Annotated in this window: 25 protein-coding genes and 2 pseudogenes; 16 read left to right on the top strand and 11 right to left on the bottom strand. The window is 64.6% G+C overall.

Annotated features, from left to right (window positions below):
* Positions 1 to 74: 74 nt before the first annotated feature.
* Positions 75 to 1,589: an aldehyde dehydrogenase family protein gene (locus tag A5688_RS24125; protein ID WP_067909767.1), complete on the bottom strand. Its 1,515-nt coding sequence runs from the start codon at positions 1,587 to 1,589 to the stop codon at positions 75 to 77.
* A 193-nt stretch (positions 1,590 to 1,782) separates the two neighbouring features.
* Here A5688_RS24125 and A5688_RS24120 point away from each other — a divergent pair.
* Positions 1,783 to 1,974 (top strand): annotated as a pseudogene (locus A5688_RS24120) (ferredoxin); the annotation flags it as partial.
* A gap of 56 nt (positions 1,975 to 2,030) precedes the next feature.
* Complete coding sequence (locus A5688_RS24115; RefSeq protein ID WP_067909761.1) at positions 2,031 to 3,380, top strand: cytochrome P450; 1,350 nt, start codon at positions 2,031 to 2,033, stop codon at positions 3,378 to 3,380.
* 17 nt (positions 3,381 to 3,397) lie between these two features.
* Here A5688_RS24115 and A5688_RS24110 read toward each other — a convergent pair whose 3' ends face one another.
* The gene (locus A5688_RS24110; RefSeq protein WP_067832231.1) at positions 3,398 to 3,823 is read right to left on the bottom strand and encodes a nuclear transport factor 2 family protein; all 426 of its coding nucleotides are present in this window, start codon (positions 3,821 to 3,823) and stop codon (positions 3,398 to 3,400) included.
* A 99-nt stretch (positions 3,824 to 3,922) separates the two neighbouring features.
* Between A5688_RS24110 and A5688_RS24105 the strand changes: the two genes are divergently transcribed.
* The 9 genes from A5688_RS24105 to A5688_RS24065 are packed head-to-tail and all read left to right on the top strand — an operon-like array spanning position 3,923 to position 13,113.
* A complete protein-coding gene (locus A5688_RS24105) occupies positions 3,923 to 4,360 on the top strand; it encodes a Zn-ribbon domain-containing OB-fold protein (protein ID WP_067832229.1) in 438 nt (145 codons plus the stop codon).
* Positions 4,357 to 5,514, top strand: a complete 1,158-nt coding sequence (locus A5688_RS24100; RefSeq protein WP_067909758.1) for a thiolase C-terminal domain-containing protein — start codon at positions 4,357 to 4,359, stop codon at positions 5,512 to 5,514. Before A5688_RS24105 ends, A5688_RS24100 begins: the two co-directional genes overlap by 4 nt.
* Positions 5,511 to 7,079, top strand: coding sequence for a FadR/GntR family transcriptional regulator (locus A5688_RS24095; RefSeq protein ID WP_067832227.1), 1,569 nt, complete (start codon positions 5,511 to 5,513; stop codon positions 7,077 to 7,079). Before A5688_RS24100 ends, A5688_RS24095 begins: the two co-directional genes overlap by 4 nt.
* A 47-nt stretch (positions 7,080 to 7,126) precedes the next feature.
* The gene (locus tag A5688_RS24090; protein WP_067909755.1) at positions 7,127 to 8,383 is read left to right on the top strand and encodes an amidohydrolase family protein; all 1,257 of its coding nucleotides are present in this window, start codon (positions 7,127 to 7,129) and stop codon (positions 8,381 to 8,383) included.
* Complete coding sequence (locus A5688_RS24085) at positions 8,383 to 9,147, top strand: SDR family NAD(P)-dependent oxidoreductase (protein ID WP_067909752.1); 765 nt, start codon at positions 8,383 to 8,385, stop codon at positions 9,145 to 9,147. The genes A5688_RS24090 and A5688_RS24085 overlap by 1 nt, the downstream gene beginning before the upstream one ends.
* A 22-nt stretch (positions 9,148 to 9,169) precedes the next feature.
* Complete coding sequence (locus A5688_RS24080; RefSeq protein ID WP_082951155.1) at positions 9,170 to 10,378, top strand: cytochrome P450; 1,209 nt, start codon at positions 9,170 to 9,172, stop codon at positions 10,376 to 10,378.
* A gap of 26 nt (positions 10,379 to 10,404) precedes the next feature.
* The gene (locus A5688_RS24075) at positions 10,405 to 10,758 is read left to right on the top strand and encodes a DUF4286 family protein (RefSeq protein ID WP_067909749.1); all 354 of its coding nucleotides are present in this window, start codon (positions 10,405 to 10,407) and stop codon (positions 10,756 to 10,758) included.
* Positions 10,755 to 11,786, top strand: coding sequence for a phosphotransferase family protein (locus tag A5688_RS24070; RefSeq protein ID WP_067909748.1), 1,032 nt, complete (start codon positions 10,755 to 10,757; stop codon positions 11,784 to 11,786). Before A5688_RS24075 ends, A5688_RS24070 begins: the two co-directional genes overlap by 4 nt.
* A gap of 25 nt (positions 11,787 to 11,811) precedes the next feature.
* Positions 11,812 to 13,113, top strand: a complete 1,302-nt coding sequence (locus A5688_RS24065) for an acyl-CoA dehydrogenase family protein (protein WP_067832222.1) — start codon at positions 11,812 to 11,814, stop codon at positions 13,111 to 13,113.
* 7 nt (positions 13,114 to 13,120) lie between these two features.
* Here A5688_RS24065 and A5688_RS24060 read toward each other — a convergent pair whose 3' ends face one another.
* On the bottom strand, positions 13,121 to 14,014 hold the full coding sequence (locus tag A5688_RS24060) for a mycofactocin-coupled SDR family oxidoreductase (protein WP_067909745.1): 894 nt from the start codon (positions 14,012 to 14,014) through the stop codon (positions 13,121 to 13,123).
* A gap of 47 nt (positions 14,015 to 14,061) precedes the next feature.
* The gene (locus A5688_RS24055; protein ID WP_067909742.1) at positions 14,062 to 14,832 is read right to left on the bottom strand and encodes an SDR family NAD(P)-dependent oxidoreductase; all 771 of its coding nucleotides are present in this window, start codon (positions 14,830 to 14,832) and stop codon (positions 14,062 to 14,064) included.
* 248 nt (positions 14,833 to 15,080) lie between these two features.
* On the opposite strand from A5688_RS24055, the gene A5688_RS24050 reads away from it, so the two are divergent.
* The 3 genes from A5688_RS24050 to A5688_RS24040 are packed head-to-tail and all read left to right on the top strand — an operon-like array spanning position 15,081 to position 17,969.
* The gene (locus A5688_RS24050) at positions 15,081 to 16,280 is read left to right on the top strand and encodes an acyl-CoA dehydrogenase family protein (RefSeq protein WP_165606907.1); all 1,200 of its coding nucleotides are present in this window, start codon (positions 15,081 to 15,083) and stop codon (positions 16,278 to 16,280) included.
* Positions 16,281 to 16,320: 40 nt separating this feature from the next.
* Complete coding sequence (locus A5688_RS24045) at positions 16,321 to 16,932, top strand: TetR/AcrR family transcriptional regulator (RefSeq protein WP_067832216.1); 612 nt, start codon at positions 16,321 to 16,323, stop codon at positions 16,930 to 16,932.
* Entirely contained in the window at positions 16,929 to 17,969 is a 1,041-nt protein-coding gene (locus A5688_RS24040; RefSeq protein ID WP_067832215.1) for an LLM class flavin-dependent oxidoreductase, read from the top strand. Before A5688_RS24045 ends, A5688_RS24040 begins: the two co-directional genes overlap by 4 nt.
* Before the next feature lie 12 nt (positions 17,970 to 17,981).
* Here the strand turns inward: A5688_RS24040 and A5688_RS24035 are convergent, their stop codons facing one another.
* Positions 17,982 to 19,178, bottom strand: coding sequence for a cytochrome P450 (locus A5688_RS24035; protein ID WP_067909739.1), 1,197 nt, complete (start codon positions 19,176 to 19,178; stop codon positions 17,982 to 17,984).
* Positions 19,179 to 19,292: 114 nt separating this feature from the next.
* Positions 19,293 to 20,201, bottom strand: coding sequence for an SDR family NAD(P)-dependent oxidoreductase (locus A5688_RS24030; RefSeq protein ID WP_067909736.1), 909 nt, complete (start codon positions 20,199 to 20,201; stop codon positions 19,293 to 19,295).
* Positions 20,202 to 20,360: 159 nt separating this feature from the next.
* Here A5688_RS24030 and A5688_RS24025 point away from each other — a divergent pair, with 159 nt between their 5' ends.
* A complete protein-coding gene (locus A5688_RS24025; protein ID WP_067832213.1) occupies positions 20,361 to 21,419 on the top strand; it encodes an LLM class flavin-dependent oxidoreductase in 1,059 nt (352 codons plus the stop codon).
* Here the strand turns inward: A5688_RS24025 and A5688_RS24020 are convergent.
* The 5 genes from A5688_RS24020 to A5688_RS24005 are packed head-to-tail and all read right to left on the bottom strand — an operon-like array spanning position 21,409 to position 24,583.
* A complete protein-coding gene (locus tag A5688_RS24020) occupies positions 21,409 to 22,005 on the bottom strand; it encodes a carboxymuconolactone decarboxylase family protein (protein WP_067909733.1) in 597 nt (198 codons plus the stop codon). The genes A5688_RS24025 and A5688_RS24020 overlap by 11 nt on opposite strands.
* 41 nt (positions 22,006 to 22,046) lie before the next feature.
* Complete coding sequence (locus tag A5688_RS27850; protein ID WP_165606906.1) at positions 22,047 to 22,211, bottom strand: hypothetical protein; 165 nt, start codon at positions 22,209 to 22,211, stop codon at positions 22,047 to 22,049.
* Positions 22,208 to 22,675: a hypothetical protein gene (locus A5688_RS24015; RefSeq protein ID WP_067832202.1), complete on the bottom strand. Its 468-nt coding sequence runs from the start codon at positions 22,673 to 22,675 to the stop codon at positions 22,208 to 22,210. Before A5688_RS24015 ends, A5688_RS27850 begins: the two co-directional genes overlap by 4 nt.
* Before the next feature lie 13 nt (positions 22,676 to 22,688).
* A complete protein-coding gene (locus tag A5688_RS24010) occupies positions 22,689 to 23,213 on the bottom strand; it encodes a hypothetical protein (RefSeq protein ID WP_067909823.1) in 525 nt (174 codons plus the stop codon).
* A 2-nt stretch (positions 23,214 to 23,215) separates the two neighbouring features.
* Positions 23,216 to 24,583 carry an aromatic ring-hydroxylating oxygenase subunit alpha gene (locus A5688_RS24005; RefSeq protein ID WP_067832195.1) on the bottom strand — a complete coding sequence of 456 codons (1,368 nt, stop codon included), beginning with the start codon at positions 24,581 to 24,583 and terminating at the stop codon, positions 23,216 to 23,218.
* Between the two features lie 216 nt (positions 24,584 to 24,799).
* On the opposite strand from A5688_RS24005, the pseudogene A5688_RS24000 reads away from it, so the two are divergent.
* A pseudogene (locus tag A5688_RS24000) lies at positions 24,800 to 25,393 on the top strand (TetR/AcrR family transcriptional regulator); the annotation flags it as partial.
* Positions 25,394 to 25,445: the final 52 nt, after the last annotated feature.

Here is a 25,445-nt window from a genome sequence, read left to right as displayed (position 1 = left end):
GATGGTCACGTCCCACGCCGACGGAACGACGCCATACATCGCGACTCCGACGACGCGAACCCCTTTCAGCGGTATCACCCGACTACCGTCGCGAACGTCTTGCGCTCCAAGAACTCTTCGAAGCCGGCGACGCCCATCTCCCGTCCGATGCCCGACTGCTTGTAGCCGCCGAACGGACTGTCCGGGGCGGAGTAGTTGCCGCCGTTGATGGATAGCGTTCCGGTCCGGATGCGCCGGCCGACCGCGATGGCCCGATCGTCGCTACCCATCACCGCGCCGGAGAGACCGAAGATGGAGTTGTTGGCGATCCGCACGGCGTCATCGTCATCGTCGTAGGCGATGACCACCAGCACCGGCCCGAATACCTCGTCCTGGGCGGCCTCGCTGTCGGGGTCGACGTTGGTGAGCAGCGTGGGCTCATAGAAGAACCCGGGCCCCATCTTGTGGCCGCCGGTGACCAGCGTCGCCCCCGCGGCGACAGCCCGCTTCACCATGCCGTCCACCTTGTCGCGCTGGCGCTCGCTGATCAGCGGACCCATATAGGTGGCCGGGTCGGCCGGATCGCCGTGGGGGATCAACGCAAGGTTGCTCTTGACCAGCTCGACGAGCTCGTCATGATGCGCGCGCGGCACCAGCAGCCGAGTGGGAATCGCGCAGCCCTGCCCTGCGTGAGACGTGATCATGAAGGCCGCCATCATCGCGGCCGTGTTGAAGTCCGCGTCATCCAACACGATCAACGCCGACTTGCCGCCCAGCTCCAGGAACACCCGCTTGACTGTGCCGCTGGCCGCGGCCATGATCGCCCGGCCGGTCGCGGTGGAGCCGGTGAAGGTCACGAGATCGACGTCGGGGCTGGTGGTCAGCGCCGCTCCGACCGCGGGGTCCTGCGAACTGAGCACGTTGACCACGCCCGGCGGTATGTCGGTGTTCTCGGCGATCACTTCGCCGAGGGCCAGGGTGATCAACGCGGTGTCGGGAGCCCCTTTGAGTACCACGGTGCATCCCGCAGCCAGCGCCGGAATGAGCTTCGCGAGCGCCAGCTGATTGGGATAGTTGTAGGCGATGATCGCCCCGACGACGCCGGCGGCCTCCTTCTCCACCCAACGATGATTCGACCGCCCCATGTATTCGATATCGCCGAGGTCCTCGGTCATCGGATAGGTCTTCAACAGGTCGGCGTAGTAGCGAACGATGCCGATCGGCCCGTCGAGCTGTGGTCCGGCGGTTAGCGCGCGGGTGGCGCCGGCTTCCGCGATCGTCAACTCGCGGAGTTCCTCGCTGCGTTCGAGCAATGCCGCGTGGAGCTGATCGAGGCATTTGATGCGGAAGTCGACGTCGGTCGACCAGGCGGTCGTGTCGAACGCGCGCCGTGCGGCCGCGATCGCTTTCTCTGCATCGGCCGTGGTGGCATCCGGCGCATAGCCGACGACGCTGCCGTTGGCGGGGTTCACTGACGGGAAGCTGTGCCCGTCCTGGGCGGCGAGGAGCTGCCCGTCGATCAGCATCCGGCGGTCGACGTCCGGCCCGGAAGCGCTCTCCTGCAGGCGATTCTCCGGTACGGCCGCGGCCGTGGTGTCCTGCGCTGCCATTAAGCCTCCCGAGTCCAAAGTGCCGGTCCGCCCGGCCGGGGCCGGGTTGCGCCCGACGCTAGCACAAAAATAGTTGACTCGGTCGCCTAGCTGCGGTTGGCTAATCGAGAAGTACGCGGCTTCTGCCCGGCCCGGCGCGGCGCAACGGCGGAGATCGTTCGTACCCGGACCACGAGAAGGAAGGTAAGCAACCGTGAAGGTTTGGGTTGACCCGCAGCGCTGTCAGGGACACACCTTGTGCGCCATGATCGCACCGGAGATGTTCGTGCTCAGCGACCTTGACGGCAGTTCCTCGGCGGTCTGCGAAGTGGTCCCGCCGGACCAAGAGGAGCTGGTGCGTGAGGCCGCGCACTCCTGCCCAGAGCAGGCCATCGTTGTCGACGACCCCCGCGGCGGTTCGGCCACGGAGAACAACGGTGCGAAGTCGTTAGAGGTGAACGCATGAGTGACGGTATCGCCACCGATAGCGACCATAAGAACAGCTATCACTTCGACCGGCACACTCCCGACTACCGATTCCAGTTCGAGACGATCACCGAAGAATTGCACCGACGGTGCCCGGTGGCCTGGTCGGATACCTACGGGGGACATTGGGTGGCCAGCAGCAGCGATGCGGTGTTCGAACTGGCTCGCTGTCCCTACATCTCCAACGATCACGACGTCAACAACGAACGCCGCGGGTATCAGGGCATCACCATTCCCGCCAAGCCAATTCCGTTGCGGGCGGGCATCTTAGAAATGGACCCACCCGAGCATCGGGTGTACCGCAGCGTGCTCAATCCGTATCTCTCCCCAGCGGCGGTCAAGCGCTGGGAGCCGTTCATCGACGAGATCGTGCGCGCGGCCATCGACGAAAAGATCGAAGCCGGGCGTCTCGACTTTGTCGACGATCTGGCGAACATCGCCCCGGCGGTGATCACCCTCGCGATGCTGGGCATTCCCCTGAGCAAGTGGTCGATGTACAGCGAGCCCGCGCATGCCTTGGTGTACACCCCCGAGGATTCGCCGGAGGCCCCACGGGTTCGAGACCAAAACGCCGAGATGGCTATGGATCTCCTGGCCAATGTTGCCGAGATCCGCCAGGCCCCGCGCCCCGGTCTGATCAACGCCCTAATCCAGCTGCAGATCAACGGTGAGCCCGCGCCCGACATGGAGATTCTGGGCATGCTCACGCTGCTGATCGGTGGCGGATTCGACACCACAACCGCGTTGACCGCACATTCGCTGGAGTGGTTGGGGCAGAACCCCGATCAGCGTCGTCGTCTGATCGATGAGCGCGACACCCTGCTGGATTCGGCCACCGAGGAGTTTCTGCGCTTCTATACCCCGGCCCCCGGCGACGGGCGCACCTTCGCCGAAGATGTGGAAATCAACGGCACTCGGTTCAAGGAGGGGGAACGGCTCTACATCTCCTGGGCTATGGCCAATCGTGATCCCGCCGTCTTCGACCAGCCAAATGAGATCATTCTGGATCGAAAAGGCAACCGCCACTTCGGCTTCGGTCTCGGGATTCATCGGTGCATCGGGTCCAACCTGGGCCGCGCGGTGTTCAAATCGATGCTCAACGCGGTCCTCGACCGCATGCCCGACTATCGCTGCGACCCCGAGGGCACCGTGCACTACGAGACCATCGGTGTCATCCAGGGCATGCGGCACCTGCCGGCCACCTTCACCCCCGGCCGCCCCCTCGGCCCCGGCCTGAATGAGACGCTCGACAAGCTGCAAAAGATCTGCGACGAGCAAGAACTGGCCCGGCCCATTACCGAGCGCAAGGGAACCGCACGCATCTGAGCGCCACGAGTCAGGCCCTACCCAACGCCGGGCCCGTCCGCGAGCGCGACCAACTGAATCGGGTTGAAGTACTCCTTGTGCACGACGATCTTGTCGCCCTCGAAACGAAACACGCCAACGTAGGAATTCCGGTATTCACCACCTCGCTTCAGCGCACACACGCTGTGGTACTCGGCGATCAGCGCGTCCGAATCCCTGACGTCATACCAATCGTCGACGGTGAAATCCATGCGCGCGAACGTCGGCACGATGACGCCGCGCATCTGATCGAGAATCGCTTTCTTGCCCACCAGGGGCGGCAGGTCATCGCCGGTCGGCGTAAAGGGCACCATCATCACCGCGGCGTCGGCCAGATGTTCCCCCGCGGCATCGAAATCCAGCTCGCCGATGCCGACCAGGTAGGCGGTAACGATGTCCACCCGGCGCTGAAATGACTCCGGCATGGGTCATGCCCTCCCACCAAAATAGTTGACTAAGTAGGCTGTCTACGGTTAGCTCAATATATCCAGCGGGCAACCGATGAGGAAGTGGCAGTGACACAAATGGATGTGCGAGTGCACGCCGATCCTCGTCCAGTCCCCGCGCCCGACGACGTGACCCGTTTCTATTGGGAGGCGGCGGCCGACCACCGGCTGGTCCTGCAGCGTTGCCGGGCGTGCCGCAACATGCAGTACCCGCCCGAAATCTGCTGCATGCACTGCCAGGCACAAGATTTCGACACGGTCGAAGCCACCGGTCGCGGCGTCCTCTACTCGTATTCGGTCGTGAACCGGCCGCTGCACGCGGGGTTCATTGACGCCCTGCCGTACGTGGTCGCTCTGGTCGAGCTGGACGACCAGCCCGGGCTTCGGATTCTGACCAATCTCGTCGGCGTGACCTCCCCGGCGCGGTTGCGCTGCGGGCTACCGGTAGAAGTCACGTTCGAACAGCGGGGTCCGGTCACGTTGCCGCAGTTCCGGGTGCTCGAGGCCGGCCCATGAGCACGCTGGCACGCGAGGTCGCCCTCGTCGGCGTGGGTTATTCGGAGCTGAGCCGAACAGGCACGCCCAACCCCAATGTGTTGGCCTTGGCCGCGGCGAAGAACGCGCTCTCGGACGCCGGCTTGACGAGCTCCGACGTCGACGGCATTTTTGAGTACAAATTCGGTGCGGAGTCTCCTGGCGCCCAGGACATGGCCCGACTGCTCGGGGTGCCCGACCTCGCCGCGTTCGCCGACATCTTTCCCAGCGGTCCGTCAGGCGTTGCGGCCGCGCTGGCCGGAGTCATGGCCGTCGCGTCGGGCGCATGCGAGACGGTCCTGGTCTTCCGGTGCCTTACCCGCGACGCGGGCCATCAGGGCGGCGTGGCCAGCGGCCCGCAGACGGTTGGCGGACGCGATCAATTCCTCACTCCCTACGGATATCTCGGCGGCATCCTGGTCTTACTCGGCCTCAAGAAGCAGCGGTGGATGGCCGAATACGGCCGGCCCGAGGAAGACTTCGGCCGGATCGCCGTCAACGCACGGCGATGGTCCGCGCTCAACCCCCGCGCCGTGCTGCGTGACGAGGTGACGATGGACGACTACCTCTCGTCGCGGATGGTGGCAGATCCGCTGCGCGTCCTCGACTGCGACTATCCGGTCAACGGGGCGGTAGCCACGGTCATCACCACGGCCGAGCGCGCAGCGGATCTGCCCCAACTCCCAGTGCTCGTCGACGCCATGGCCTATGGCACCGGCCGGGGCGCGGACTGGCTGTTCGACACCAATTTTCTCTATGGCGGCGCGGGCGATTGCGCGGATCGGCTGTGGCGACGGTCGTCGGTCACCGTCGGCGACGTCGACGTGGCACAGGTTTACGACGGATTCACGCCCGTCACGGTCGCCTGGATCGAGGCGCTCGGCGCCTGCGGGCGCGGTGAATTCGGGGACTGGGTAGGTGACGGTAGCCGCCTCGGCCCCGGCGGCGACTTCCCGCTCAACACCGCCGGCGGACAGCTCGCCGAGGGCCGACTGCACGGCATCGGTTTCCTCAACGAGGCGGTGCTCCAGCTGCGAGGCCAGTGTCAGGACCGTCAGGTGCCCGACGCGCGCGTCGCGGTGGTGACGAGCGGTGTGTACCCGCAGTGCGGTGCGATGGTATTGACGACGGTATGACCGAGTCACCTCAAACCAACCAGACTCGCCGCGCCGGCGACGAAATGTGGCGCGCGATGCCGCGGCGCAACACGCAAAAGGTCTCCCACTTGCTGGCCGCCGACCTGCGTCGCCAGATCCTCAGCGGTCAGCTCGCCGCCGACCAGCAACTGCCGCCCGAGGCGGAACTCACCGCACAGTTGCAGATCTCTCGGGAGACGCTGCGCGAGGCGTTGCGCATCCTCGAGTCACAGCAGCTACTGGAGGTCCGGCGCGGTCGCGGCGGCGGCGCGGTCGTGCGCCACCCCGGGCTGGAGGCGGTCGGCCGCTATGTGGCACTCCTGCTCCAATTGCGCGGGACGACACTTGCCCACCTCGAGGAAGCCAGGTCGGTGATCGAGCCGCCCGCCGCAGAGCAGGTGGCGATCCGAGCCGGCTACGACGACCTCGACAACCTTGTCGCACTTCACGATGCGGAGCGGGCCGCGGAGGGCGATCCCCTATCGTTCGTCGCCGCAATGTCGAACTTCGATCAGGCGGTCACCGAGCTGTCTGGTAACCGAACCCTCGGCGTCATGGCCGGGGTATTCCGCGACATCTACGCCGGACAGGTCTACGCGGCGATCGGCAGTGACAACGCGGTGTCGGCGGAACGCATCGCCCGGCGGGTCGTGGTCAGCCACAGCGCATTCCTCGATGCCGCCCGTCGCCGCGACGCTTCACTGGCCCAGAAGACCTGGAGCGACTATCTGTTCACGACGAGCCGGATGCTCGTGAGCCGCAACATCAGACGTCAGCCCATAGACATGACCCCGTTGTGGCGCGCCCAAGCCGGGCAGATCGGCGCCGAGCCGGCACCGCGGCGAGCGGTGATCGTGGCCACCGAAATACGCTCGCGCATTGCCGAAGGTGTTCTGCGCGAAGGTGATCGGCTGCCACCACTGGCCGAGCTGGCCGGCGAATTCGGCATATCCCGGCCGACGCTGCGCGAAGCGCTGCGAATCCTCGAGATGGAATTCCTGCTCGACCTGCGAACCGGTGATCGAGGCGGGGCCACCATTCGCATACCTTCCACCCGCGTGGCGGCGAAGCTCGCCGGCATCGTGCTGGAGGCGCGGCGAACCACCCTCGCGGACTTCGTCCGTGCGGTGCGACCCGTGGTACCCGCGATCATGGGCCTCGTCGCGGCACGGATCGGTCCCAAACAGCTCAGGGTGCTGGACAACTACGAGGCCGCGTTGGCGGCCACCGTTGACGACATCGACCAATTCGTTGCGACGTGGTCCGACGCGGAGACGAGCGCGTTCTCCGCCGTCAAGAACCCGGCGCTCACCGTGGCCGCCGAGATCCTGCAATGGGTGCGTGTCGGGGTGGATCCCGCGGTCGCCGCCGATGCCAAGAGCATGCCCGGGGTCCTCGGGACCAACCGCAACGCTCAGGAGCTCTTCGCGAAATTCGTCGCCGCCGCCGCCGAGCATGACTCGGCGCGCGCCACCCAGATTTGGGCCGAATGCCTGAAGGCCTCGGCACCGTGGATGGAGGAGTCCGAGCTCGGCGGGAAGCTTGTCCTGGACTTGATGGATTGATCTGAGCCGCTTGGCAATCGAGCGACATAACCGAGCAAGGAGGCGCGATGAACGTCGACGACATGATCCTGGTGAGCGTCGATGACCACGTCATCGAACCGGCGCACATGTTCGAGGGACGCGTCCCCAAGAAGTACGAGGACAGCGCCCCGCGGTTCGTTCGTCGCGACGACGGGACGATGGCGTGGCGCTACGAAGGCCAGGAGATTCTCAACACGGCGCTCAATGCGGTCGCGGGACGCCCACCGTCGGAGTTCGGGATGGAACCCACCTGCATCGAAGAGATCCGGACCGGCTGCTACGACATTCACGGCCGCGTCAAGGACATGAACGCCAACGGCGTGCTGGGATCGATGTGCTTTCCGTCCTTTCCGCGGTTCTGCGGTCAGTTATTCATGGAAACCGGGGATCGCGAACAGGGCGCCGCGATTATACGTGCCTACAACGACTGGCACATCGACGAATGGGCGGGAACCCACCCGGGCCGGATCATTCCCCTTGCGCTGCCGATGATGTGGGACCCGGTGGCCAGCGCAGCGGAGGTGCACCGGATGGCGGACAGGGGTTGCCACGCGGTGACATTCTCGTCCAGCCCGTACGACCTGGGCCTGCCCAGCTTCTACTCCGATCACTGGGACCCGTTTTGGGCGGCATGCGCTGAAGAGGGCACCGTCGTGTGCATGCATCTAGGCTCGAACTCGCGTCCGCCGACGACATCCCCCGATGCACCCATCGAGCTGGTTTACACGTTGTCGCCCATCAGCCTCATGGCCACGGCGGGAGACCTGTTGTGGAGTCCGATCTTCCGGAAATTCCCCACGCTGCGGGTGGCGCTGTCCGAGGGCGGGATCGGCTGGCTCCCCTACTTTTTGGAGCGAGTGGACTACATTTACCGGCACACCAAGCACTGGAGCGGCATGAACCTGGGTGACCGCCTGCCCTCGGAGATTTTCTCCGAACATGTAGTGCTGTGTTTCATCGACGACGCCGTGGGCGTCGAAAACCGGCATCGCCTCAATATCGACAACGTCACCTGGGAGTGCGACTACCCGCACTCGGACACCACCTGGCCCGTCGCACCCGAGACGCTGATGATGTCGCTCAACGGCGTTCCCGACGATGAGATCAACAAGATCACCCACCGCAACGCCATGCGCCTTTTCTCCTACGATCCGTTCGTCCACATACCGGCGGAGCGGGCGACGGTGTCGGCGCTGCGCGCGCAGGCCGTCGGCTGGGACGTCAGCGTCAAGTCCGTCAAACACCTGCGTCCCGACACGGCGAGTACGGCCAAGGCCTTCTGATGAAGCTGCGCGACAAGGTCGTCGTCATCACGGGATCGGGCGGTGGGATCGGCGAGGCATGCGCGCGGCGCTTCGCCACCGAGGGCGCCAAAGTCGTCGTCACCGATATCAATGCCGATGGGGTCAACCGGGTCTCGGATTCAATCGGCACCGTCGGATTGACCGGTGACATCACCACGGAGGATACGGTGCGTGCCGTCGCCGAGCTCGCCCGCAGCACCTACGGCGAGGTCGATATCTGGTTCAGCAACGCCGGCTACGCCGGTCCTCCCCTCGCCGGCGACATCGCCGACGACGACCTATGGAGGCTCAGCTGGCAGCTGCATGTGATGTCGCACGTATATGCGGCGCGTCAAATGCTGCCGTCGATGCTGCAACGCGGCGACGGGTATCTGCTTCAAACGGCTTCGGTCGTTGCGATGGCCACGCATCCCGACAAGGCCGCCTACGCGGTGACCAAGCATGCGGCGCTGGCATTTTCGGAATGGCTCGCCCTTACCTACCGCGCTCGGGGCATCAAGGTCTCGTGCTTTTGCCCCGGTGCCATGCGCACCCCCATGCTGATGGCCGACGGCATCCCCGCCGACCACCCCGCGGTGCGGGATGCGGCCACCCCGGAAGACGTCGCCGACCGACTGGTCGGCGGCATCGAGGCCGAACGGTTCCTCATCGTCGACTCCACCCTGGGGACCGATTCGCTGACCGCCAAGGGCACCGACTACGAACGATGGATCGGCGACATGACCGCCATCGTAAATAGTTGACTCGGTCTGATAGATTGTCCCAATGGCAGAGCAGCAGGTCGATGCCTACGGCGGCACGATCTTCAGCGGTGCGGGCGAGGCGCTGACACGGCATCCGCAGGACGCCTTCGCGCAGATGCGGGCGGCGGCTCCCGCGATACGGATCGAAGGCTCAGGCATCGTGGTGACCACCCGGGCAGCCATGACCGAGGTCTTCCGTCATCCGGAGATCTACTCGTCGCAGATGCCCGCCGGGCACTTCGGCAACGCGCGCCCGCTGATTCCTATCGAGGTGGATCCGCCGGACCAGCGCAAGTTTCGCAAGATCCTCGATCCGCTTTTCACCCCCAAGCACCTCGAGCACCTTGCGGGACCGATCGAGAATCTGGTGAACGATCTGATCGACGGCTTTATCGACGAGCCGGAAATCGATTTCGCGCAACGCTTTTCGGTACCATTCCCGTCGCAGGTGTTCCTCACCATGTTCGGTCTGCCCATGCGGGACCTGCCGAGGTTCCTGGCGATGAAAGACGGGATCATCCGCCCGTTTCACGTGCTGGGCACGTCGCTCAACGATCCGCGCACACAGGAACTGCGGGAGAAGAGCGCCGAATCGATTTACGAATACTTCACCGAAGTACTCGACCAGCGCGAGGCCGAACTTAGGGATGACCTGCTCAGCCACTTCCTCGGGGCTGAGGTCGACGGAGAGCGGCTGACCCGGGAAGAGATTCTCGACATCTGCTTTCTGCTGCTGATCGCCGGACTGGACACGGTATCGGCATCGCTGGACTGCTTTTTCCGCTACCTCGCCGAGCACCCGGTCAAGCGGGCCGAGCTGGTCGCCGACCCTTCACTCAGCCCCTTGGTTGTGGAGGAGCTGTTGCGTTGGGAATCGCCGGTGATGCTGGTGTCGCGCATCGCCACGCAGGACACCGAGCTCGGCGGCTGCCCCATCCGCGCCGGTGACAAGGTGCATCCGTTCCTTGGCTCGGGCAACACCGACGAGTCGGAATTTCCCGAGGCTGACGCCGTTCGCTGGGGACGAAAGGCTAATCGCCACATAGCCTTTGGCGCGGGAGTCCATCGCTGCCTGGGTTCCAACCTGGCCCGGCTCGAACTGCGGATCGCTTTGCGCGTCTGGCACAGTCGCATTCCGCAGTACCGGGTCAAGCCGGGCACCGAGCTCGTTTACACCATCGGCGTCCGTTCAGTGGACTCCTTTCCGATGGTGCTCGGCGAATCCGTGTAGCTCCTTCCATAGATAGGACCGACGACGTGACACAGAAATTCATCCAGATCGTGTATTCAAACCCCGTGCAGGGCAGGGACGACGAGTTCAACGAGTGGTACGACAACGTGCATGTGCCGCAACTCCTTGCCATCCCCGGCATGTTGTCCGCTCAGCGGTACACCCTGCTCGATTCCGAAATGTACCGCGCGCCGGGGGGACGGGCGCCCGAGCACCGCTACGCCATCATCTACGAGATGGAGGGCGATGTCGACGCGACGATGCAGAAGATCCAGGAAGGCGTCGCCGCCGGTCAGATCGTGATGCACGACAGCCTCGACATGGACAGCTGGCGGCTGGCGTTCTGGAGCCCGTACGGCGCAAAGGCCGAAGCGAAGTGACGCCCGGCGTCGATGCCCACCGGTTAGGCAACTGGCTCGACCAACAAGACGCGCCCGGGAATGGCGAGCTGCCCGAGATAGAAACGATATCCGGCGGGTCGCAGAACACGTTGCTGCGCGTCACACGCGGCGACAACCGCATGGTGCTGCGGATGCCCGGTGCGCGCGCGGACGCCAAGCGGCTCGACGAACTGCTGCGCGAGATCCGGCTGGTACGCGCCCTCAAGGGGACCGACGTACCGCACGCCGAGTTGATCGCGGCCGACGAGTCCGGCCAACTGCTGGGCAAACCGTTCTATGTGATGGCCGAGATCGACGGCTGGAGCCCGATGGACAGTGGGTGGCCGGCGCCATTCGACACCGATCCGGACGCCCGGCGCGGCCTGGCGTTCGAACTGGTCGACGGCGCGGCGAAGCTGGGCCGACTCGACTGGCGCGCACAAGGTCTCGAGGGGTTCGGTCGCCCCGACGGCTTCCACCAACGTCAGCCCGACCGCTGGTTGTCCTTCCTGCGCTCCTTCCAGGTCCGCGAGCTGCCAGGATTGGACACCGCCGCCGACTGGCTGCGCGCCAACGCGCCCAGCCACTTCACTCCGGGCATCATGCACGGCGATTACCAGTACGCGAACGTCATGTACGCCCACGGCGCACCCGCCCGCCTGGCCGCGCTGGTCGACTGGGAGATGACCACAATCGGTGACCCCCTGCTCGACCTCGGCTGGGCACTGCTGGGCTACGACGGTGAGGAACCGCGAGCGGACTTCTATCTCGATGTAGCCGGGATGCCCAAGCGCAAAGAGCTTCTCGCACATTACGAAAAGGTCAGTGGTTTCTCGACGGAAAACATCGATTACTACTTGGTGCTGGCCAATTTCAAGATCGGCATCGTGCTGGAAAAGACATACGCCGCCGCGGTCAAGGGCGGCAAGGCGGACCCCAGGGTCGTCGAAGCCTTTGGACCGATGGTCCTGCAGTCGATCGCCACCGCGGCCGAACTTGCCCGATCACTACCCACGAGAGTGCGCTGAGCGATCGGCCGCGGAGGAGACTGCCATGTCCTGGGACTTTGAGACCGACCCCGAATACCAGAAGCTGCTGGACTGGGCGGACGCCTTCGTCGGCGAAGAGGTCGAGCCACTGGACCTGGTGTGGCCGGGCCAGGAGTTCGTTCCGCTCAACGACATTCGCCGCAAGGCAATCGATCCACTCAAGGACGAGGTCAAGCGTAGAGGCCTGTGGGCCACCCACCTCGGGCCCGAGCTCGGCGGTCAGGGCTATGGGCAGCTCAAACTAGCGCTGCTCAACGAGATCCTCGGCCGCTCCGCGTGGGCGCCGATCGTGTTCGGCTGCCAGGCTCCCGATACCGGCAACGCGGAGATCATCGCGCACTACGGCACGCCGGGGCAGAAAGAGCGCTATCTGCAACCACTGCTCGACGGCGAACTGTTTTCCAGCTACTCGATGACCGAACCGCAGGCCGGCGCCGACCCCACCCGATTTCAAACTCGGGCGGTGCGCGATGGCGACGACTGGATCATCAACGGGTACAAGTTCTTCTCGTCTAACGCCAAGACCGCCGCCTTCCTGATTGTGATGGTGGTGACCAATACCGAAGTCAGCCCTTATCAAGGCATGTCGATGTTCCTGGTGCCCACCGACACTCCTGGTGTGGACATCAAGCGCAACGTCGGCCTGTACGGTGAGCCCGATAATGAAGGCGGCCACGCGCTGATCCACTACGACAACGTCAGGGTCCCGACCGAGGCACTGCTCGGCGGCGAGGGCCAGGCGTTCGTCATCGCGCAGACCCGCCTGGGCGGTGGGCGTATTCACCACGCCATGCGGACGATCGGCTTCGCCCGGCAGGCATTGGACATGATGTGCGAGCGCGCGCTGAGCCGCGAGACCGCGGGAAGCCGGTTGTCGGACAAGCAGTTCGTGCAGGGATTCATCGCCGATTCGTATGCCCAACTGCAGCAGTTCCGGCTTTTCGTGCTCTACACCGCCTGGGAGATCGACAAGTACAACGACTACAAGAAAGTCCGCAAGGACATCGCCGCCGTCAAGGCGACGATGCCTACGGTGCTGCACGATATCGCCTGGCGAGCAATGCAAGTCCACGGTGCACTCGGCGTCACCAACGAGATGCCGCTGTTCAAGATGATCCACGGCGCAGCCGTGATGGGGTTGGTCGACGGTCCCACCGAGGTGCACAAGACCACGGTGGCTCGTCAAGTGCTGCGCGACTACTCGCCCACCGACGACCTGTGGCCCAGCCAATGGATACCGCGCAAGCGCGAGGCTGCGCGCGCCAAGTACGCCGAATACCTCGAGCTCGAAGTGGGGAACCTCTAACGCCGGTTCACTGGCCCGGACCGTTGGGCCACTTGATGATGCAGCCGGCGTCGATCGGAATGCTGGTACCGGTCATGTACTTCGAGGCGTCCGAGGCGAGGAAGAGGACCAGCTCGGCGACGTCCTCGGGCTCCAGCCACGGCGTGGGCAAGGCGTGGTAGAACTCCGACGCCGGCCGGAAGTCCTCTTTGGTGACCGGGCCCTCCATGTCGGGCCGGAAGATCTGGTAGATGCCGTCGCAGTTCATCAGGTGGGTGTTGCAGTTGGTCGGGTGCACGACGTTCACCCGAATCCCACTGGGCGCCAACTGCAGAGCCATCTGTTTGGTGTATCCGACCAGCGTTTCTTTCGACCAGTGGTAACCATCCCCGCCGGGGCCCATGATCACCCGTGGGTCCACGTTGGCGGACATGGTGTTGGGTATCAACGCCGCGGTGGACCCGGTGATGATGATCGACGCACTATTCCCCGCGCCTACCAGATGCGGAACGGATACCGCGACCGTGTTCATCACCCCGATGAGGTCGACGTCGACAGCGTCCTGGAAGTCCATCGGCTCGGGGTCACCCATCGCCAGCGGCATGATGCCTGCGTTGGCCATGACCGTGGTCAGCTGGCCCAATTCGGCCACACCCTGATTCAGGGCGTCGGCGAGCTGCTCGCGGTTGCGGACGTCGGCTTTGACCGTTACGCAGCGGCGGCCCTCCTTCTCCACCAGCTTCTTGGTGTCCATGAGGTCATCCCAACTGGCCAACGGGTACGGGTTGGATTTGATGTCCTCGCAGATGTCGATGCCAATGATGTCGGCGCCCTCTCGTGCCTGCAGCACCGCGTGCGCCCTCCCCTGGCCGCGTCCCGCGCCGGTGATGAACGAGACCTTGCCGGTCATCCGTCCTGCCATCGCTCCTCCTTGAGTTGCTAACTGGTAAATGGGGTTTCGTGGGCGCCTCAGAGCGTGCGGAAGAGTCCACCGTCGATCAGAATCTGTGCCCCGTTGATGTAGCCGGCGGCCGCGCTGGCCAAAAACACACACAACCCGGCCATGTCCTCGGGTACGCCGATGCGCTTCATCGGGTTCGCCGCGGCCGCGACGGCCTGGTTTTCGGGTCCCCACGCCTTGGAGATGTCGGTATCGAAGGCTCCAGGCATCACCAGGTTGGCCCGCACCTTGGGCGCCCAGGCTCCGGCCAGGGCCAGGGTCAGCGCGTTCAGCCCCGCCTTGGCCATCGCGTATGGCAGGTCGGTGGCGTCGGGCCGTAGGGTCCCCGCAGTGGTGACATTGATGATCGAGCCGCCGTCGCCCTCCGCCATCCGAGCCCCGAACAACGCGCTGAGCCGGAACGGCCCACGCGCGTTGACGGCGTGGACCTTATCGTAGAGCTCCTGGGTGACCGAGGGTAGATCGTCGTAAACAGGTGACATACCTGCGTTGTTCACCAGCACGTCGCAGCGTCCGAAGGCGTTGTAGACCGCGTCGAGCAACACCTCGGCGTCCTCCCACCGGCCGACGTGGCAGCCAACCGGCAACGCGCGGCGCCCGGTGTTGGCCTCGATTTCGGAGGCGGCGGTCCTACAGTTGTCGAGCTTGCGGCTGGCGATGACGACGTCGGCGCCCGCCATCGCAAATCCCTCGGCGACGGCGCGCCCGATGCCCCGGCTGCCTCCGGTCACCACGGCCACTTTGCCGGACAGGTCGAGCAGCTCAGCCGTAGCCTTCATCGCTGACCCGGCGCGATAGTCGTTGCGGTGTCATCGATTGCGGTCACGGATTCTCCACTTCGAACTCGGCCACGGACGCGGTGGTGCCAATTCTGGTGCGTTGGGCTCACCATACCATCGACCGAGTCAACTATTTTAGGAATTTCCTTCGGTGGGCGGTCAACTGCGCACGATCACTTGCCTCTTGGCCGCCGGCATCGGTATGTTGCATCTTAGGCAGTCGACTAACTCGTCGAGGGAGAACTATGGTGACAATCGTCGATCGAGTCTCGAGTGCCGACGCGCCTGGTGCGGCGGTGGCCGGTACCGCTCGCGGGTTCGTTCCCAGGATCCGCGCGCTGGCGCGACAGATGGAACTGGCCCGTCGGCTCGATGACGATCTCGTCGACGACATGGACGCCGCCGGCTTGTTTTCGGTGATCGTGCCGAAACGGTGGGGCGGTGCCGGCCTGGGGCCACACGAGCTCAACGAGGTGGCCGAGATCATCGCTGCCGGTGATGTATCGACCGCCTGGGTCACCGTTTTCTACAACCTGCACAGCTGGTTCCTGTGCCGCTACCCACGAGAGGTGCAGGAGGAGCTGTTTGCCAACGGACCCTCGGTACGTAGCGCGGCCATCCTGTCGCAGCCCGGCACGGCCGAGCGCTCCGGCGGGCAGTTGCGCGTCAACGGCAGCTGGGGCTATGCGACGGGAATATTGCATGCCTCGCACGCACTGGTGCCGGTCATCATCGGTGACGACAAAGAACTGCAGTGGGCGATCCTGCCGCGAGAGCAATTGGACATCGCCGACGACTGGGACGTCGCGTCGATGGCCGCCACCGGCAGTGTCACGATCACCGCGGTTGACGCGGTGGTTCCGGACAGTTGGGCAATCTTGTTCGGTGCGGCGATGTCGGCCAACGATCACCCGGGCACGTTCCACGAGGACGAGGTCGTCCATCTGCCGTTCTCCGCGTTGCGGTATGGGTTGTCGTCGTTGTGCGTCGGGGCGCTCGACGCCGCGGTGGAAATCAGCCGGGAGCGTCTCAACAGCTCGTCGGGCGTGAACAGCCCGCCGCGAATCGAGCGCCCGGCCGCACGGCTACGGTGGCTCAACGCCTTCCAAACGGCGCACATCATGCGCCTGGTGCGCGACGCAGCCACCGAGGACGTGCTCCAGACCGCCCGCCGCGGCAGGCCGCAGACCCTCGAGGAGGAAGCACGTGCGGGACTGCAGGGAGCGACCATCCTGCATACGGTGCGTGACACGCTACGGGATCTGGTCGACGGCAACGGGTCCAGTGGCTACCGGTCGGACAACCAGCTGCGCCGCATGTCGTCGGACATCGCGATGCTTTCGACGCATGCCGTGCACGGGGAGTATGACGTCATGATGGACCGGCACGCTCGATGGCTGCTCGGGATGGGCCTCGCGCCAGGCGATCCCGGCGCGCGGATGACGTAGTCTGCGGGTTGTACACGTGGGCTACCCGGAGGTTGCAGTCATGGCGTCGACCGCCTCGGACGCAGTGGAGGAACCCGACGCCCGGATGGCGCTGCTCGATGCCACCGAACGTCTCATGCTGCGGGAGGGATATGCGGCCGTGACATCGCGCCGGGTAGCCGCCGAAGCGGGGGTGAACCCCGGACTCGTCTACTACTACTTCGGCCCGATGGATGAGCTCTTCTTGGAGGTGTTCCGCCGCAGCGCCGCGCGCAGCCTGGACCGGCAGGCCCAGGCGCTGGCTTCAGAGCAGCCGCTGTGGGCCCTGTGGGACCTGATCCGGGATCAAACCAAAACCGCCCTCAACCTAGAGTTTCTGGCCCTGGGTAACCACCGCAAGGTGGTGATGGCGGCGATGAAGGAATTCTCGGTGCGGTTCCGGCGCCTGCAGTTCGAGGGGTTGTCGACCATTCTGACGAACTACGGGGTCGACACGACGCAGTGGCCGGCGGAGGCGGTGATGCTGTTGATGGACGCGGCGGCGCGATTCATGGGCGAAGAGCGTTCCTACGGCCTCAATCTCGGCCACTCCCAGACGGTCTCGGTGGTCGAGCGGTTGATCGGCCAACTGGAAGGTAAGCGGCGGCCGCGCAAGGGCCGCAAGGTCAAATGACGTTGCGGCTTGGGCTGCTTTGGCCGTTCCGCAATCCGGAGTGGGCGCGCGTCGGGTGGGACGAGCTCTACCGCTCACACCTGGACCTCATCGTCGAGTCTGAACAACTGGGCTTCGATGAAGCGTGGCTCACCGAACATCACTTCATCGACGACGGCTACTCCCCTTCGCTCTTGCCGATCGGTGCCGCCATCGCGGCACGGACACAACGGATTCGCATCGGGACGTTTCTGCTGTTGCTGCCGCTGCACAACCCGGTACGCGTGGCCGAGGACACCGCCACACTCGATCTCATCTCCGGCGGGCGGTTCGACCTCGGTGTCGGGCTGGGATACCGCAAAGGCGAGTTCGACGATCAGGGCATCCCCGCCCGGGAGCGCGCCGGACGCATGCAGGAAAACCTGACGGTCGTGCGCAGGCTGCTGTCGGGCGAGTCGGTCACGATCGACGGGCGCTATAACAGCCTGCGCGATGTCCGCATCCGCCCGCCCGCACTGCAGCGACCACACCCGCCGATCTGGGTCGGCGGGACGGCGCCCAAGGCCATCGAGCGAGCGGCGCGGATGGGCCTGCATTTCCTCACCGGTGGGGCCGGGTCGGCGAAGATCTACGACGACGCGCTGCGTGCCCATGGAAATGATCCGAACGACTTCCGCGTCGCCGCGATGCGCCCGGCGTTCGTCGCCCCCACGCGGGAACAGGCCTGGAACCTTGCGGCAAAACCGTTGCGCTACATGGCTGCCGGGTACCAGCAGTGGACCGCTGAGGCCGACGTTGCGTCGGGCGCGCCCAGACAAACCGCCGCGCTGCCATCGGTCGAAGAGATCATCCGCAACCAAACGTTCGACTTTTTCACCGAGCGCGCACTGGTCGGCACGCCGGACGACGTCATCGCCCAGATCGCCGATTACCGCGAACACGCCCGGCTGACCGACCTGGTGTGCAGCATGGCGCTACCGGGCATGCCGCCCGACGATATCCGGGCCGGGATGAAACTGTTTGCGCGAGAGGTCATCCCCCACTTTCGTGGGAAATAGTCTTCGTCGAAGCTACGGGAGCACCGCCGGGAGCGTGTCCCATCCCCGCAACGCGGACGAAGACGCCATCCGGGCATTGTCAATATCGATGTCCCACTCGGGCGCGCGTTTCAGCAACTCCTCCAAGGCAATCCGGCCCTCCAGCCGGGCCAGGGCCGCGCCCAGGCAGTAATGCGCGCCGAGGCCGAAGCTCAGGTGCTTGACGGGCTCGCGGTGAATGTCAAAGCGGTCCCCGTCGGCAAATCGGCGATGGTCGCGGTTGGCTGAGCCCATCAGAAACAACATGACACCGCCCTCCGGCACGGTTTGGTTGTAGAAGTCGACGTCCGTGGTGACGTAGCGGGCGAACTGATGTCCGGGTGGTTCGAAGCGCAGCACCTCCTCGATGCCCTGCGGAATCAGCGTGGGATTGTCGACGAGTTCGCGTCGCTGCTCGGGATGATCGGCCAGCACCTTGCCGGTCCAGGCGATCAGGTGGCCGGTCGTCTCGGCGCCAGCACTGGCCAGCAGCGTCGTGTAGGTAAGGACCTCCTCGCGCGTCAAGCGCCTGAAGCTCCCGTCGTCTTCGGTGACCTCGGCATTGATCAGGTCGGTCATGAGGTCGTCGGAGGGGTGCGCGGCGCGCCAGTCGATGTACTCGGCGAACGACTCGCCGCTGGCGAATCCCTCCTGGGGAGCCATCGGCTTGCCCGCCTCGGTGCGCAGGCTCTTGTCCGTCTCCTGGCGATGGGATTCCTGCTCCGCCTCGGGAATACCCAACAACATCCCCATCGTCCGCATCGGCACCTGAGCGCCGAGATCGGTGATGAAGTCGAACCGGCCGGCGCCGACTGCCGAGTCCAGACTCCGCGCGCAGAACGCGCGAACCTTGGGTTCCAGCTCCGCGACCCGGCGCGGAGTAAACACGCCCGCGAGTACCCGGCGGTGTCTGGTGTGGATGGGCGGGTCTTCGTAGACGAACATCCCGGGCGGCATCGTGATGTCGGCGCGAATGAACTCCATGATCCCCCCACGTCCCGAGATGAAGGTTTCGTGGTCGAGGAGGACGCGTTGCACGTCGTCGGCCCGGCTGACGGCGTAAAAATCGTGCTGGTCGTTGTAGTAGAGCGGAGCCTCCTCACGCATCCGCCGATATACCGGGTAAGGGTCGGCGTCGATCTCGGGACTGAACGGGTCGTAGTACACGTCGCTGGGACTCTTCACCGCCACGGTCGATCTCCTTAAAGGCTGCCCGTCTCACCGCTCTTCACGGTTTTAGTCATCCGCCTAACACGCACCATACGGTGGCCGCTTTCATCAGACAAGCCCGAATTATGCGGGCGACTAAGCCGGCGGGATACCGTCCGCGATCGGTTGCCAGATCGGGGATCCGCGTTGCGCCCGCAGCGAGGGGATCACCCTTCCATCGACGTCGCTGATGGCGTATTCGGTGGCGAGTTCGGCGGTGATGAAGGTTCCCCCGGAGCGCCGCATTACCTGTGGGTCGGTGGCCAGTGCGCCGATCACCAGCCCCGGAAACTCAGGGGTACAGCCGACAACGGGATCCGTCACCGTCGCCTTCGCCATCTCGGGATTGTGCGCCAGGTTGGCTCGCGCCCTTTCGGTCAGGGTCAAGCCTTGCCACAGCGAGATCGAAGCGACGTTATGGGGTTGAAGTTCGATTGCCATGTCCCGCGCCATCCGATCGACCGCCGCCTTGCACATCCCGAAGACGACACCATAGGTATAGGTGACGCCGACGTACCCCGAGATCGCGACGATCAACCCGGACCGTTGCTCAACCATGATCGGTGCTGCATGCCGGGCGGCGACGAAGTTGGAGCGGACGCCGACGTCGACCATGTCCCAGTTGCTGAGTGGCTTCTCCCAGAACGGTTTCGGATCGGTCAGATCCTCCGGTATGGCAAACGCGTTGTTGACGAGGATGTCGAGCCTGCCCTGCTCACTCCGCACCCGGTCGAACAGGGCCGCGACCTGCTCATCCTCGGAATGGTCCACCGGCACGGCGACCCCGATCCCGCCGCGCCGGTACACCTCTGCCGCGGTCTCGCCCACCGTGCCGGGCAGTGGGTGGGCGCCTGCCGACGCGGTGCGTCCGGTGACGTAGACGGTGGCGCCGCGGGCGCCCAGCGCGACGGCGACACCCTTACCGATTCCACGGCTCGCTCCGGTCACTACGGCGACTTTGCCTGTCAACGTTGCCAATTGGCTCCCGACCTCCCCGCTGGACATTAAATGCGCAAGCGTGTGCGATAACTAGGCGAGCTGGTCAACTATATTACTTGCCCTCGGGCCCATAGGCATCGTATGGTTCACATTAGTCAGTCGACTAACGCACAGGGCGGCTCATTCTCAGGCACGCACGCCCTCGACCGAGACTTGGAGGCGCACATGCGAGTAGGACTGCATCTGGGATACCAGAACCTGCACGGGCTGCCCGACGTGCAAACCTTCATGCAGGAAACGAATCTCGCCGTGGAAGCCGAGGCCATGGGGTTCGATTACGTCGGCCCGGTCGAACACCACTTCACCGACTACGCGGCGTGCCCCGATCCCTTTCAGGTGCTGTCCTTCATCGCGGCCAAGACCAGCACGATCGATCTGATAACCGCCGCCGTCATCCTGCCCTGGAACAATCCGCTGCGCGTCGTGGAACAGGCTCTCGAACTCGACGTCCTCTCGGAAGGCCGGCTGATCCTGGGAATGGGCCGGGGCGCGGCCCGCCGGGAATTCCGCTCGTTCGGGGTGGAACTGGCCGACTCCCGCGAAATGTTCGACGAGGCCGCCCTGATCGTCATGGCCGGCATCGAGACGGGCGTCGTCGAGGCCGATACCAAGTGGTACCAGATCCCCCGCACCGAGGTCCGCCCGCGGCCGTTCAAGTCGTTCAAGGACCGCACCGTCATGGTGAGCATGTCGCCGTCGTCGGTGGAGGTCGCGGCGAATTACGGCCTCCGGACGCTGCGCTTCTCGCAAGGCGACTGGCGCAACGCCATCCCCGAGATCAATCATTACCGCGAGACGTTCGAGAAGCTGCACGGCACCACGGCCCCTCCATTCATCATCTCGGATTTCGTGCTCTGCTTCGAAGACAGGCAACGCGTCACCGACTACTGCGACACGTATTTCTCCACGATGTTCGCCACCGTCGCCAACCACTACGAGTTCATGAGCGACCACTTCAAGGAACTGCCGTCCTACTCGACCTATGCGAACATGGGCGCGGCCGCCGCGGCTGCCGGCGGCCCCGACAAGGCCTATCGGGATTACGTGGCGGGCAACATGATCGGCACGCCCGAGGCGCTGGTGGAACACCATCACATACGCAAGGAGATGGTGGGCGACTACGAGATGCTCGCGAACTTCAGCTTCGGTGGGTTGCCGTATGAACTCGTCTACGAACAGCTGAAGCTGTTCGCCGACAAAGTCATGCCGGATCTCAAGGGGTAGGCAGCGGGGCGGTATCCGGCGCCGGTGGCAGCCGCCAGGTCTCGAACGCCATGGCCGACAGCACGTAGACACCGACAACGAAGATGAATTCCATCGCGGCGTGCTCGCCGAGTGCCTCGCTTAACGCCTGCCACGTCTCCCAGCACGCGTGGCCCTCGGCGAGCAACTCGTCGGTCGCTTCCAGCACGAGCCGGTCGGCGCCCTCGAACTCATCGGTACCGCGGGCCAGCCGCGCGATGTCGTCCTCCGAAATGTCATTGCGTGCAGCCATTCTGACGTGCTGTCCCCATTCGTAGGCCGACCGACGATTCTGCGCGACCCGCAGAATCGTCAATTCGCGCAGCCTCGCCGGCAATTCGCCGCGCTGCAACAGGAAGCCATTGAAGGTCAGAAACGGCCGGGCCAGCTTGGGATGGCGCACCAGCAGGCCGATGATGTCGAATCGGGCCGGATCGTAGGCATCTCCCGAACCGGCCCGGGGTACCTTGTCACCCGACATGCCGAGCAAGGCACCAAACGCGGCGTACTCCGCGTCGCCCCACTCCTCGGCGGGTAGCGGCGGCAGCCGTCCCTCCGTCGTGCTCATCTGCCGTGACCTCCGTTGACTGGGATGACTTGGAGCCCGGGCTATTCGAAACGGACGTGCGGTCGGGTTAGCCCACGCAGAATAAACGTCGGCAGGTAGTCGTACCGGCGTTTGTCCGCCGGCCCGTGCTTGTCCTCGCCGATCCAGATATTGGACGTCCGTAGCCCGTTGTCGGTGAAGAAATCGACGGGATCGATGTCGGTCATTCCGAGATCTCGACCCCTTCAAAGCTTTTCAGCATCTCTGCGGGTGGAAGCTCCATCTGCAGATAAAGGTCGATGTGCCCTATCTTGCCCGTGTCGGTGAATTCGTAGACGGACAGCGAGTTGACCACGTTGGCGAATTCGCCGATGCGGCTGCGCTCCTCCAGCTCCAGGAAAACCGCGCCCGGTGTTTCGGTGATGCGCCGTAGCGAGCATTCCCACTCCGAGGAGGTCGCCCAATTGGTCAGGAAGTCGACGTAGGCCGACCAGTTCATCACTTCCTTGAATGCGCCGACTCGTTCGAACTCGTCGGTCGCCACCAGCTCGGCCAGCGGTGCCCAGCTGTCGACCGAGAAGCCGGGCTTCTTCGCCTCGTCCACAAGGCGTTTGGTGACCAGCCCGTATTCCAGGACCGTCCGGGAACGGCCGACGTGGTCGTCGATGACGTCGCGGATATCTGTTGGCACTGTGTGTCCTTCCTCAGACGGTGACGCCGGCGGCCGCGAGGCGCCGCTCGAGCGCCTCGACGTATTCCGATGTGCCGTGGAAGGGCCCGTGCACGCCGATCGCGACATCGAGGAAGGCGCTGTACTCGTCGTTGACGTGGGTTTCCCAGCGCGCGACTTCGCCGTCGTCGTTCGTCTCGACGAAGCTGTAGGAATAGAAGCCCATCTTGGTTCCCTCGTTGGTGTGCCCTTCCCAGCGGGTCTTCATGACGAAGCCGTTGTCGGCGGGCCAGTACTTGAAATCGGCCGGCTTCCAATCGGGAAAGGTCAGCGAGTACGCCTTGGCCTCCATCGTCGAGGCCCTCGCCGACTCTTCGGGGAATTCGCTCAACAGGAACCCTTGGTCACCGGTGAAGTACGGGGAGGCGTAGACGGCATCGGAGGCGAATTTCCACGCGTCGACGAAGGCCTCACCGTCTTGAATGCCCTGGCGTAGATAGGCGTTGCGGTACGCCTCCGCCATGCGACGGTGCAAAGCGATGCGCTCTTCAAGTGTCAGCGTCATTTCACGCCGCCGGCCAGGTAGCGGTCCAGGACCGAGTGGTAGTAGGCAATGACGACTTCCTCCTTCACCAGGGACATGTATCCCAGCCTGCTGTTGCGCAGGCCGATCTGCTGGCGCGGCATCTGCTCGTAATCCTGTTGCAGCGCCTCGAAATATTTGTAGCTTCCCGGCTCGTCCACGTCGATCAGATTGGCGCGGAACGCATTCCGGTGTTCCTCCGGCAGGTACATGTAGCTGCTGACGTGCCAGATGCACCGGTTGGGATCGCCGTCCGGGTGCGGCATGGCCATGATCACGTGGCACTCACCGGCACGAACCGTCATGAAGAAGTTGGGGAACAGCACCCAGCCCTGGTTGTCGCTCATCTGCGCGTCGGTCAACCCGCTGACGTCCAGGCCCATGCCGGTCAGGGTGTCCCGGGTGGCCTGCTGCAGCAGCTTGCGGGCGTTGACACCGTCGGGGAACTCCACCGAGCCGTCCGCGGCGCGATATTCCTTGACGAGTTCCTCGAAGCGCGGCAGCACCGCGGCGGTCGACGGAAAGGTCTCGGGGAGATCCATGATGCCGTCGACCTGCGCTTGGGCGCCGGCGCCCTGGACCTCGAACGGCGCAACGGCCACGCTGTGGGTCTCGAAGAAGCGGTAGCGACTCTTGCTCGGGTCGATCTCGATGACGCGCAGCAGCTGCGGGTGAATTCCGGAGATGTGATAGCCCTCGTTGAAGGCGTCCATGACGACCTTCCAGTTGCAATCGATGGCTTCGCGGACGTCCATGACGGTGGTGAACTGGTCAAGGCGATAGGGCGCCAGCAGTTCGGCCACTTCGGGACCCAGGAACTCGGCGAGCGGCGCCGCGTCGGGATCGGGGTTCAAGAAGATGAACCCGCCGAAGGTGTCGACGGACACCTGCAGGAGCCCGTTCTCGCCCTTCTCCTCGGGGGTGATGACGTTCTCCCGCTCGCGCAGGGCGCCGCGCATTTTCCCCTCGAGGTCGTATGACCACAGGTGGTATTGGCACAGGAATCCCCGCTTGGCATTCCCGGTGCCCTGGCACAACACGTTGCCGCGATGACGACACGCGTTGACGAAGCCGCGTAGCTGGTTGTCCTTGCCCCGCACGACGATGAAGGACTGGTCGAAGATCTGATACACCTTCCAATCGCCAACCTTGGGCAGGTCGTCGACTCGACCCACGATCTGCCAGACCCGCATCCAGATCGCTTCCCGCTCATGCTGCTGGAATTCGACGGAGGTGTAGCGATCGGTGGGGATGCGCATCGGATAGAGGTCGTGGTCGTCGGGCAGCGCACCGATGGTGTTCACCCATTCGCCCGGCCGCGCGGTTTCGACGAAATCCGTTGACATGGGGCTGGTCCTCTCGTGAATGCGTCGTCACGCTGTGGCACGCATCACCTTATACGCTGTCGTATGTCAGATACAAGGATGTATATTTCTGTTCGCAGTTGCCGCGAACACGGGCGCAAGGCACGAGCAGATGCGGGGCCGCATCTTTAACAGGGGGTGGTATGCGCGGTGGCCCGGCAACCCCTTGATGGCGGGCCGATCTGGGAGAATGGCCCGATGGCGCAACGCTGGACCAGGGAACGACGCCTCGAGCACACACGCGGATTGCTGTTGGACGCGGCCGAGGAATTGTTCGCGCGCAAGGGTTTCAGCGGGAGCGCCCTGGAGGAGATCGCCGACGCGGCCGGATACACCCGGGGCGCCATCTACGCCCATTTCGGCGGCAAGGAGGAACTGTTTCTGGCGGTCATCGAACGCAATCGCCAACGGTTTCTGGACGGATTCGCCGACGTTATCTCTTCCTCCCATCGGCTCGACGAGCTCGACCTCGACGAGTTGGCCAACCGCTGGAAGGCGTTGATGCACAAGGCCGGCGCCGACCAGGCGGCGCTCGGACACGAATTCACCCTCTTCCTGATGCGCAGCCCCGAAGCCCGCGAGCGCCTGGCCACCCAACGACTCGAGATGGTTCATTGGCTCAGTGAGTACCTGACCGAAGGCGTGGCGCGCCTCGGCGGGGCGTTACGCATACCGGCAACCACCATGGCCCGGGTGCTGCTCGCCACGAACGAGGGCGTCACCTTGGCCAGTCAGCTCGACGGCGAGGACCTCTACCGGGCCTGGCTCGAAATGATCATTTCCAGCATCGAACCGGCCGACGCATCCACCGACCAACATGCCGACTCGCCAAAGACCGTGAAAC

It is taken from the genome of Mycobacterium mantenii (genome assembly GCF_001667865.1).
Taxonomy (GTDB): Bacteria; Actinomycetota; Actinomycetes; order Mycobacteriales; family Mycobacteriaceae; genus Mycobacterium; species Mycobacterium mantenii_A.
This window is presented reverse-complemented; position numbering and strand designations above follow the sequence as displayed.